Here is a 9,990-nt window from a genome sequence, read left to right as displayed (position 1 = left end):
GTCGACGGAGTCGAGGGGACGCAGAAGCCGACCGGCCCGCGTCTTCCGGGTCGCGGAGACGGTCGGTCCGGCGGCGACGCTGTCGCGGTCCGGAACCGTCGCGGCGACGCTGCGCCGCGTCGACCGGCCGGTCGTCGTCGGGGAGTCGCGCCCGGGCCGCGAGGGGGTGGACGCGGCGGAGCGGTTCGCCGCCGCCGGCGTCGACGCGACGCTCGCGACCGACGCCGCTCTCCCCGGGCTCGTCCGCGAGGGCGACGTCGGCTGCGTCCTGCTCGGTGCCGACCGGATACTGCCGAGCGGCGGCGTCGCGAACAAGGTCGGCTCGTATCCGCTCGCCCTGGCGGCGGCCGACGCGGGCGTCCCGGCGTACGCGGTCGCGGCCGCGGACAAGGTCGCGACGGCGGACGAGGTCGTCCGCGAGTCGGGCGACCCCTCGGCGGTGTACGACGGCGACCGCGCCGTCGCGGTCGAGAACCCGATCTTCGAGCGGGTCCCCGGCGACCTGCTGGCCGGGGTGCTAACGGAGGACGGGCGGCTCGACCGGGCGGCGGTCGCGGCGCGGGCCGCCGAACACGAGTCCCGAGCGGAATGGACCGACCGGTGGGACCGCTGACGCGGGACCGCGGCCCGACGGCCGGGTCGTCATATATAAACCCTCCGCAGCGCTCCCTCCTGTCATGAGCGACGACCGGGCGTTCACGTACAACGGCGGGGCGGTACCGCCCGGCGACACCCAGAACATCCGCTACGGGATCAGCGAGACGTACCTCGGCGACCCGGTCCGGATCCCGGTCACCATCGTCAACGGCGAGCGCGACGGCCCGACCGCGTTCCTCACCGCCGCCGCCCACGGCGACGAGCTCAACGGGATCGAGGTCGTCCGCGAGGTCGCCCACGAGTGGGACCTCTCGGAGCTGGCGGGCACGCTGGTCTGTCTCCCGGTCCTCAACGTCCCCGGCTTCCTCGCCCAACAGCGCTACCTGCCGGTCTACGACCGCGACCTGAACCGGTCGTTCCCCGGGAAGCCGGGGTCGACCAGTTCGAAGCGGATGGCCCACCGGATCTACGAGAACTTCGTCGCGCCGTGCGACTTCGGACTCGACTTCCACACCTCCACCCGCGGCCGGACGAACATGCTCCACGTCCGCGCCGACATGACCGACGAGTCGGTCCACCGGCTCGCGCTGGCGTTCGGCTCCAAGGTGATCATCGACAGCGACGGGCCGGGCGGCACCCTCCGCGGCGAGGCGACCGACGACGGCGTCCCCACGATCACGATCGAGATGGGGGAGGCCCACCGGTTCCAGCGCCCGCTGATCGACGACGCCCTCGCCGGCGTCCGCTCCGTGTTCGCGGAGTACGGCCTGCTAGAGACCGACACGGTGCGCTGGCCGGGCTGGCGGACGATCGTCGCCGGCGCGGGCGAGAAGACGTGGCTGCGCGCCGACTCCGGCGGCATCGTCGACACCCACTTCGAGAGCGGGTCGCTCGTCCGCGAGGGCGAGCGCATCGCGACGATCACCAATCCGTTCAAGGAGGACGCCGTCGCGGTCGAAGCCCCCTTCACCGGCCTCCTGATCGGGCTCCTAGAGAACCCGGTCGTCTACCCCGGCAACCCCCTGTGTCACCTCGTCGAGATCGGCGAGTCGACCCGCCGGGCGATCGAGGCCGGCGACGCGCCCGAGCCGGTGGGACAGCCGACGCCGACGGCGTCGCGGTGAGGTCGCGGGAGGGGCGGTTTCAGCTCCCGCCGAGCCGCTTCCGAAGCCCGAGCGCGGCGCCGGCGACGACACCGACGAAGCCGACCAGGAACGCCGCCGGCTGGAGGAGGACGCGCTGCGCGACGACGCCCACGGGCTCGCGCTCGACGGTCCGGGTCCAGAACTCGTACCGCTCGCCGTCGTACGCGACGATCAACAGGCCGTCCCCGAGCGTCGGCTCCGTCGGGTACGACAGCGAGTCGACGCGTTCGTCCGGTCTCTCGACCCCGAACCCGCCTTCGGGAGCGTCGCGGGCGCGGTCGAACGCCGCCCGGGCCTCGGGCGCGAGGTCGGCGTACGCGACGACCCCGTTCGACGCTTCGGCGCTGCCGTTCGCTCTCCCGGCCGCCGGCGACTCGATGCCGGCCGCCGACCCCTCTCCCACCGGCCGGACCGTGTGCGTGTACGCGGGGTCCGGCTCACCGACCGAGACGGGGAGATACAGGGGGTTCGCCATCAGGAGGAGGCCGAGCGCGACGAGCGCGGCGGCCGCGAGCGGGGTGCGCATACCCCGGGTTCGGCGGGCCGGGAGTTGAGCCTTTCCGACCCTACCGCCCGATCGTCCCCTGCCGCGTGACGGGCGCGTCGGGGTCGACGAGGAAGGCGACGACCGTCGCGCCCTCGCCGCCCGCGGTCACGGTCGGCGGGGCGCCGTCGCCGGTCCACAGGACGCTCTCCGTCTCGTCGAGGGCGGCGCCGCCGACGTCGACCGACCCCTCGAAGACGTACGCGTAGGCGTCTCGTTCCCCGGCCGCCGGGAGCGTCGCGCCTTCGTTCGCGTCGAGTCGAACGTCGTAGCAGTCGACCGCGTTGCGCACGGTGAACGGGTGATCCGCGCCCGCGGACGCGAACACGCGGCGCCACTCGTTCGGCTCGGGGTCCGGCAGCGGGCCGTGCTGGATCCCGGGCGCTAAGCCGAGCTCCCGCGGGCGGACGAAGATCTGGAGCATCCGGAGCGGCGGGTCGTCCGCGAGCGTCTCCTCGGCGTGCCAGAACCCCTCGCCGGCGTTCATCACGAGCAGGTGGTCGGCGTCCGTGACGAGCTCGTTTCCCTCGCGGTCGTCGTGGCGCATCACGCCCGCGGGCACCCACGAGACGATCTCCTCGTCGCGGTGCTGGTGCATCCGGATCAGCGTGCCGGGGTCCATGAACGACTCGACGACCGTCGACAGCGGGCCGTAGCCGTGGTCGTCGTGGTCCGGGAGGTTGCGGCCGGGGAAGTTGAACCGAGTGCGGAACTTCCCCTGGTCCTGAAAGACGTCGGATCGGGGCGCGGGGTAGAGCCCGCGGTCGGTGGTCGTGGTGGAGTCCATTACCAACTGGTAAAATCTCCGTCGGCAAAAGCCGTCCGGTGGAGGGGACCGGCGGAAGGCGGGGTGTGGACGGCGAGCGAGGCGCGGGTGCCGCCCCGCGACGGCGACGCGCTCTTTTGTCCCGCTCCCCACAATCCGGTACCGTGACGACCGTCCTCTCGGATCTCGACCGCCGCAAGCGCGACGACCGGCCGGACGGGACGTTCTACGACGAGCCGCGGTTCGTCACCCACGCCGACGACGCGTTCCTCGCGCGGCTGACCGAGCTGTACGACTCCGTCACCGAGCCCGGCGACCGCGTCCTCGACGCGATGAGCAGCTGGGTGTCGCACCTGCCCGACACCGACTACGAGCGCGTCGTCGGCCACGGGCTCAACGAGGCCGAGCTGGCCGCGAACGACCGGCTCGACGAGTTCGTCGTCACCGACCTCAACGCCGATCGGTCGCTCCCGTTCGACGACGACGCCTTCGACGTCGTCTGCTGTGCGCTGTCGGTCCAGTACCTCCAGCATCCCGGGGCCGTGTTCGCGGAGTTCGCCCGCGTCCTCGCCCCCGGCGGAACGGTCGTCGTGAGCTTCTCGAACCGCATGTTCCCGACGAAGGCCGTGCGCGCGTGGCGCGCCGCTTCGATGGCCGAGCGCGCCGACCTCGTCGAGGAATACCTCGCCGCGGGCGGGTTCGAGGTCACCGAGCGGATCGCGGAGCGGCCGGGGGAGGACCCGTTCCACGCCGTGGTCGGGAGGCTCCCGTGACGCCGCGCGGCGTCGCGGTCGTCGCCTTCGACCTCGCGCTCGCCGTCACGCTCGGCGCGGCCGCGCGGCTCGCGCACGTGCTGTGGTACCGCGCCCTCGCGACGAGCGTCGCCGTCGACTTCGCCGGTTCGGTCGCCCTCGGCCTCGTGTTCGGGGTCGGGCACGTCCTCGTCGCCTCCGGCGACCGCGTCTTCGGCACCGCGGAGCGGGACGCCGACGCGTGGGTGTTTCGCCCGCGACGCGTCGCCGCCGCGTTCGGGGTCGGCTTCCTGCTCCACGCGTCGATAGCGCCGGCGTTCACGCCGTTCGGGCTCGAACCGAGCGGCGTCAACGCGGTGCTCGCGACCGGCGGCGCCGCGGTCGGGCTCTGGTCGCTCGCCGTCCGTCGGAGAACGCGGTAGGGGGCGGGGCCGAAACGCCCGACTCCGAGGCCGCTCGTTCAGTCCGCGGCCGCCGGCTCGACCGTTTCCAGGCCGGACCCGCTCGGCGGCCGGAGGGCGAAGGTCGCCAGTCCCGCGGCGACCGCCAGCCCGCCGCCGAGGAGGAACGTCGGGTTCCAGCCGAGGGCCGCGACGAGGTAGCCGGCGACGACGCCGGAGAAGACGCCGCCGCCGACCTTCGCGGTGTACAGGACCGCGTAGTTGCCGGAGGAGTTGGCCGCGCCGTAGTAGTCGGCCAGGAGCGACGGGAAGAAGACGTACAGCGGCGAGGAAAAGAACATCGCTCCGAGGACGAACACGACGAAGACGGCGCCGTTGCCCGCCTCGCCGGCGCCGACGAGGCCGATCCGGAACAGCCCGGCGAGGAGGAACGAGCCCGCCATCACGCGCTTGCGGCTGAAGCGGTCGGTCGCCTCGCCGAGGATCAGCCGCGAGACGCCTGCCGCGACGGGCAGCAGGGTCGCCGACAGCGTCGCGACGAGCGCCGCGAGCCCGAAGTTCTCCGCGAACCGGACCACGTTCGCGATGACCAGGAGGTCGGCGCTCGCCATCGCGATGAACATCGCGTACAGGAGCCAGAACTGCCACGTCGTGAGCATCTCTCGCGTCGAGTAGTTTCGGCCGCGGATCGACGCCGCGAGGCCCTCGTCGCCGTCGTCGTCGCCGTCCGCCCGATCCAGCCAGTCCTTCGGGGGGTCTCGGAGGAGGAGCGACCCGACCAGCGTCACGACCAGGATCCCGATCCCGATGTTGCGGAGCACGTCGCTGTACGCCGTCACGGTCGCGTTCGCGCGAACGTACGGGACGACGAGGGCGCTCCCGGCGGCGAACGCCATCGTCCCGACCCCGGTCGTCAGCCCCGTTCGGTCGGGGAACCACTTGACTGCGGTGTTGACCGCGACGGTGTAGACGATGCCGACGCCGACCGCGCCCAGCGAGTACAGCAGGTACAGCTGCCAGAGGCTCGTCGCGTACGCGAGCCCGACGTACCCGCCGCCGGCCAGGATCGCCGCGAGGAACGTGAGCGCACCCGGGCCGCGGCTGTCCCGCCACTTTCCCGCGGGGAACTGCGAGAGCGACTGGAACACCACGTAAAACGAGAACACCGCGCCGAGCGCCGGGAGCGCGATGTCGAGGCCCTCCGAGAGCGCCGGCGAGATCGACGACCAGACGTACTGGTACGGGCTCACCGCGGCCATCATCCCGGCGGCGGCGGCGATCTGCCACCACCGCGAGAAGCCGAGGGTGTCGGCCGCGCGCGCGGCGTAGTCGACGCCGCCGGCCGTCGCCGCTCCCTCCGCTTCCCCATCGGCGTCCTCCGCCGTCGGTTCGCCCTCACCCATCGTCGTTCGTCGTCCGCGTGCTGTCGGTCTGTGTCATGACGTGCGTGTCCCGTGTCGGTCCGCGTCCCCGCGCCCGTCTCTCCGTCCGTCGCGGGGCGGGCCGCTCGTTTTCACTCACCGCACTCGTCGACTAAAACGCGTCGTTGCGGTCGGTCCCCCGCGCCGACTCGCACGACGCGGACCTCGCGGTGATCGGCGCCGCCCGCCGACCCGGGCTCGACCGCCTCCGTCACTCCGACTCGGTCCCGGCCCGCGTCCGGCGTTTCGCTCCGTCACCGCGTCCTCGACGCCGCGGTCGCCGCCACGCGACCGATTAAGTGGATCGGAGCCCAACGATCGGTGTGACCCACGTAGGCATCGTCGGCGCGGGCGCCGGGGCGGCCGCGGCGGCGTTCGTGATCGACAGCACCGTGCCCGACGCGGACGTGACCGTCCTCGAGAAGTCCGGCGGCCTCTGCGGGCGCGCGGCGACCCGCCGCCACGACGACCTCACGTACGACTACGGGGCGAACTACCTGAAAAGCGACGACGACCGCGTCGTCGAACTGATCACCGAGACGCTCGACGACGAGGGGCTCGTCGACGTGACCGATCCGGTGTACACCTTCGAGGCGGACGGAGCGGTGTCCCCGGGCCGCGACGCCGACGACCACAAGTGGAGCTACCGGCGGGGGCTCACACAGATCGCGAAGCGGTTGTTCGGCCGCACCGACGCGACCGTCCACCGACGCACCCGGGTCGAGACGGTGCGGCGGGTCGACGGTGCGGGCGGCGCGGGCGGGGGCGCAGACGAAGCGAACGGCGACGACCGCTGGGAACTCGACGACGCGGACGGCGAGACGCACGGGCCGTTCGACGCGCTGCTGTTGAATCCGCCGGCCCCGCAGACGGCCGAGCTGCTCCGGACGGCCGAGTGGGACGACCCGCTCCGCGAGACGCTCGTCGAGGCCGTCGGGAGGGTCGAGTACGGGAGCGTCTGGACCGCGGTCCTCCACTACCCGTTCTCGCTCGACGTTCCCTACTACGCGCTCGTCAACACCGACAAGGAGCACGCGGTCGGCTGGATCTCCCGCGAGGAGTGTAAGGCCGGCCACGTCCCCGACGGGGAGACGCTGCTCGTCGTCCAAGCGAACGGCGCGTGGTCCGCCGCGCACTACGACGACGACCCGGCCCGGAACGTCGACGCGCTGGCGGCCCACGCGGCCGACATCATCGGCGACGATCGGCTGGCCGACCCGGCGTGGACCGACCATCAGGGATGGCGCTACGCGCTCCCCGAGGGCGGCGTCGACCGCGGTCCCGTCGACTCGGCGCGCGACGTAGGGCTGTACCTCCTCGGCGACTGGGTCGCCGGCGAGGGACGCCTCCACGCCGCGATCGCGAACGGGCTCGACGCCGGCGAGCGCGTCGCGTACCGGATCTAGGGAGGAGCGGAAAACGAGAGATTCGGGGATGGCGCCGCGGTCGGACGCGGCGGCGCCGCTCCGAGAACGGCGGCTTTTCGAAAAAGCGGTTCCGCGACGCCTCGGCCGGCGGCCGGGCGGTCGCGTCAGTTCGTCGTGATTCGGTACTCGACCGTGCCCAGACCGGGGAGCGTGAGCGTCTGGACCCGTCCGCTGCGTCGGCGCAGGGTCCGCAGGACGGACCGCGAGAGGACGGCGAGCGCGACGGTGCCGGTCAACAGCGCGACGCTCGCCACCGGGTACGCGAACGCGACGAACGGAACGACGATGAGCGCGAGGAACGCGAGGGTTCCCAGCGGCGAGCGACTGCCCGGCGGCGATTCGGAGCCGATCCGTCGGTGCTGGTCCGCCGAGATCATGGAGCCTTGATTCATATCTCACCCTACACGCTCCGACGACTAAAACCTTTCATATTCCAAATAAGTTTTGAGAAATGGTACCAACACTCACGCACGGAAAACATCTAAAACGGTCGTTCATGCCGTGTAAGTGGTACCATGGGAACGGTTAGTACACTTCTCATATATCTGTGACATACGTCGGTCGGTGGCGCCGATCCCGCCCGGTGGTCGGGGGTTCCCGGTGGGCGCGGACGCCGCTCGCGGTTCCGGCGTCGGGGGGCGCGCTCCGCCGGCGGCGACGCCGGACCGGCACCGCGTTCGGCGGTGGCTTTATTCCGGTTCGAGTCGTCCCGTAGATACGGACAGAGACACACGATGACACCCGACACTCCCACTACCGATCCAGCGCTCGTCGTTTCCGCCCCGGAGCGCAGGCGCGCGGTCGCCGGCCTCGCCGACGACACCGTCGAGACGGTCGCAGATCTGCGCGTTCGCGGCCGGGCCGACGAGATCGCCGCCGAGCTCCGCGAGACGCACCTGCCGGCCTTAGAGGAGGCCGGCTACATCGAGTGGGACCGGGAGGCCGGGACCATCGAACCCGGCCCCAACTTCGAGGAGGCCGCGGCCCACGTCGACGACCTCCCGATGCCGGAGCCGGAGCCCTCCGACGACTGACGCTCCGACCGATCGCGCGCCCCGGCACGAGGCCCCGCCGCCGGCGCGGCCCGGGACGTTTTTGTCCGGGCGCGAGCGACACCCGACAGCGATGGCCGAGCCGATCCTCAAGTGGGCGGGCGGGAAACGGCAGCTGCTCGACGAGCTGTACGCCCGGTTCCCGTCCTCCTTCGGCCGGTACCACGAGCCGTTCGTCGGCGGCGGCGCCGTCTTCTTCGACCTGGAACCGCCGCACGCGACGATCAACGACGCGAACCCGCGGCTCGTGAACTTCTACGAGCAGGTCCGCGACCGCCCCGACGAACTGCTCTCTCGGCTGGCCTCGTTCGACGACCCCGAGAGCGACCCCGACCCGGAGTTCCCGTACGCCGCGGAGACCGCGCGCGGTCAGGCCGTCGACAGCTACTACTACCAACAGCGCGCGCGGTTCAACCGCCGCCCGTACGAGGGGGAGTTCGACCCGCTCGAAGAGGCCGCCCTCCTCCTCTACCTCAACCGCACCTGCTACAACGGCCTCTACCGCGAGAACGCGGACGGCGGATTCAACGTCCCGGTCGGGCGGTACGTCGACCCCGACTGGGTTCAGCGAGACCGCGTCCGGCGCGCGAGCGATCTGCTGGCCGACGCCGAGATCCGACGGGGAGACTTCGCGTACGTCCTCGACGCGGCGGAACCGGGCGATCTGGTCTACTTCGACCCGCCGTACGAGCCGATGAGCGCGACCGCGAACTTCAACGAGTACAGCGCGTCGGGGTTCGACCGCGAGGACCAGCGCCGCCTGCTCGACGTCGCCGGCGAACTCGACGACGCCGGGGTGTGGGTCGTGCTCTCGAACAGCGGCGTGATGTACGACGCGTACGCCGACGCGGGGTTCCGCGTCGACCGCGAAGACGCGACACGCGCGATCAACAGCGACGCCGACAACCGGGACGCCGTCGACGAGATCGTCGCGACGAACGTCCCGCCCGCCGAGCGCCGGGAGGCCGGCCAGCGGAAGCTCTCTCGCTTCTGAACCGGTCCCCGAGCGGCCGCCGGCGGCAGCGACCGCCGGGGCCGCCGGTGTCGGTTTCCGCGTCCCCGACCGCGCCGTTACGGCGGGCTTTTTGACCTCCCCCGCCGACGGCCAGGGTATGACCGATCTCGATATCGACCTCGTCCTCGTGCCCGTCGACGGCAGCGAGGAGTCACACGAGGCGGTCGATTACGCCATCGCGCTCGCGAGCGAGTACGGCGCCGGCGTCCACGCGCTGTACGTGCTCGACGAGGAGGTCGTCCGCGCCATCGACCACGGCGTGGTCGACGAGAGTGAGGTGGCCGCCGACTCCGAAGCGTTCACCGACTCCGTCGCGCGCCGCGCGGAGGCTGCCGAGGTCCCCCACAGCAACTCCATCGCCTACGGCTTCTCCACCTCGGTGAAGACCGTCCACCCCGGGAGCGTCGTCCTCGACACCGCCGAGGAGCTGGAGTCGGACTTCATCGTCGTCCCGCGCGAGCCGGTCTCCGGCGATCCCGGCGAGGTGCTGGGGAAGGCCGCGGAGTACGTCCTGCTGTACGCGAGCCAGCCCGTGTTGTCCGTCTGATGGTCGTCGGCCTCCTCCCGGCGGGAACGACGCTACCCCCCCTCCCCCACCTCCTCGTCGTCCTGCTCGCGACCGGCGGGGTCGTCGCCGCGCTCCGCCGCCGGCGCCCGCGGGTCACCGCCCGGCGCGTGCTCGCGCTCGCCCCGTGGATGGCGCTCGGCTCCGCGGCCCACGTCCTCTACGTCGTCGACGCGCTCCCGCCCCTCCTCGCCCCGTTCGCCGGATCCCCGACCGTCTATCTCACGGTGGGGTCGCTGGCGGGCGCGGCGTGGCTCGCCGCCGCCGCCGCTCGCCCGGACCGGGTGGCGACGGCCCTCGCGGCC

At 72.2% G+C, this 9,990-nt stretch carries 11 protein-coding genes and 2 pseudogenes; 9 read left to right on the top strand and 4 right to left on the bottom strand.

Features of this window, described 5'->3' with window-relative positions; translation table 11 throughout:
* Both EXE45_RS16000 and EXE45_RS15995 read left to right on the top strand, forming a co-directional pair.
* A pseudogene (locus EXE45_RS16000) lies at positions 1-613 on the top strand (translation initiation factor 2); the annotation flags it as partial.
* A gap of 64 nt (positions 614-677) precedes the next feature.
* Complete coding sequence (locus EXE45_RS15995; RefSeq protein ID WP_092923664.1) at positions 678-1,721, top strand: succinylglutamate desuccinylase/aspartoacylase family protein; 1,044 nt, start codon at positions 678-680, stop codon at positions 1,719-1,721.
* Between the two features lie 19 nt (positions 1,722-1,740).
* Here EXE45_RS15995 and EXE45_RS15990 read toward each other — a convergent pair whose 3' ends face one another.
* The gene (locus tag EXE45_RS15990; protein ID WP_092923667.1) at positions 1,741-2,268 is read right to left on the bottom strand and encodes a hypothetical protein; all 528 of its coding nucleotides are present in this window, start codon (positions 2,266-2,268) and stop codon (positions 1,741-1,743) included.
* Positions 2,269-2,308: 40 nt separating this feature from the next.
* On the bottom strand, positions 2,309-3,073 hold the full coding sequence (locus tag EXE45_RS15985) for a pirin family protein (protein WP_092923670.1): 765 nt from the start codon (positions 3,071-3,073) through the stop codon (positions 2,309-2,311).
* A 143-nt stretch (positions 3,074-3,216) separates the two neighbouring features.
* Between EXE45_RS15985 and EXE45_RS15980 the strand changes: the two genes are divergently transcribed.
* Positions 3,217-3,825, top strand: a complete 609-nt coding sequence (locus tag EXE45_RS15980; RefSeq protein ID WP_092923673.1) for a class I SAM-dependent methyltransferase — start codon at positions 3,217-3,219, stop codon at positions 3,823-3,825.
* Complete coding sequence (locus tag EXE45_RS15975; protein WP_092923676.1) at positions 3,822-4,226, top strand: hypothetical protein; 405 nt, start codon at positions 3,822-3,824, stop codon at positions 4,224-4,226. Before EXE45_RS15980 ends, EXE45_RS15975 begins: the two co-directional genes overlap by 4 nt.
* Positions 4,227-4,264: 38 nt before the next feature.
* Here the strand turns inward: EXE45_RS15975 and EXE45_RS15970 are convergent, their stop codons facing one another.
* Positions 4,265-5,608 (bottom strand): OFA family MFS transporter, encoded by a 1,344-nt coding sequence (locus EXE45_RS15970; protein WP_092923679.1) that lies wholly within the window; start codon positions 5,606-5,608, stop codon positions 4,265-4,267.
* A 341-nt stretch (positions 5,609-5,949) separates the two neighbouring features.
* Between EXE45_RS15970 and EXE45_RS15965 the strand changes: the two genes are divergently transcribed.
* Positions 5,950-7,032 (top strand): NAD(P)/FAD-dependent oxidoreductase, encoded by a 1,083-nt coding sequence (locus EXE45_RS15965; RefSeq protein ID WP_137694899.1) that lies wholly within the window; start codon positions 5,950-5,952, stop codon positions 7,030-7,032.
* Positions 7,033-7,157: 125 nt separating this feature from the next.
* Here EXE45_RS15965 and EXE45_RS15960 read toward each other — a convergent pair whose 3' ends face one another.
* The gene (locus EXE45_RS15960; protein WP_137694898.1) at positions 7,158-7,445 is read right to left on the bottom strand and encodes a hypothetical protein; all 288 of its coding nucleotides are present in this window, start codon (positions 7,443-7,445) and stop codon (positions 7,158-7,160) included.
* Positions 7,446-7,787: 342 nt separating this feature from the next.
* Between EXE45_RS15960 and EXE45_RS15955 the strand changes: the two genes are divergently transcribed.
* The 4 genes and pseudogenes from EXE45_RS15955 to EXE45_RS15940 all read left to right on the top strand — a co-directional run.
* Positions 7,788-8,087 carry a hypothetical protein gene (locus EXE45_RS15955; protein WP_092923688.1) on the top strand — a complete coding sequence of 100 codons (300 nt, stop codon included), beginning with the start codon at positions 7,788-7,790 and terminating at the stop codon, positions 8,085-8,087.
* Between the two features lie 91 nt (positions 8,088-8,178).
* Positions 8,179-9,099 (top strand): Dam family site-specific DNA-(adenine-N6)-methyltransferase, encoded by a 921-nt coding sequence (locus EXE45_RS15950; RefSeq protein ID WP_137694897.1) that lies wholly within the window; start codon positions 8,179-8,181, stop codon positions 9,097-9,099.
* 118 nt (positions 9,100-9,217) lie between these two features.
* On the top strand, positions 9,218-9,667 hold the full coding sequence (locus EXE45_RS15945; protein WP_092923695.1) for a universal stress protein: 450 nt from the start codon (positions 9,218-9,220) through the stop codon (positions 9,665-9,667).
* Positions 9,667-9,990 (top strand): annotated as a pseudogene (locus EXE45_RS15940) (DUF63 domain-containing protein); the annotation flags it as partial. The gene EXE45_RS15945 and the pseudogene EXE45_RS15940, both read left to right, overlap by 1 nt.

Origin of the sequence: Halorubrum sp. SP9 (assembly GCF_005435015.1) — an archaeon.
Lineage (GTDB): Archaea > Halobacteriota > Halobacteria > Halobacteriales > Haloferacaceae > Halorubrum > Halorubrum sodomense.
This window is presented reverse-complemented; position numbering and strand designations above follow the sequence as displayed.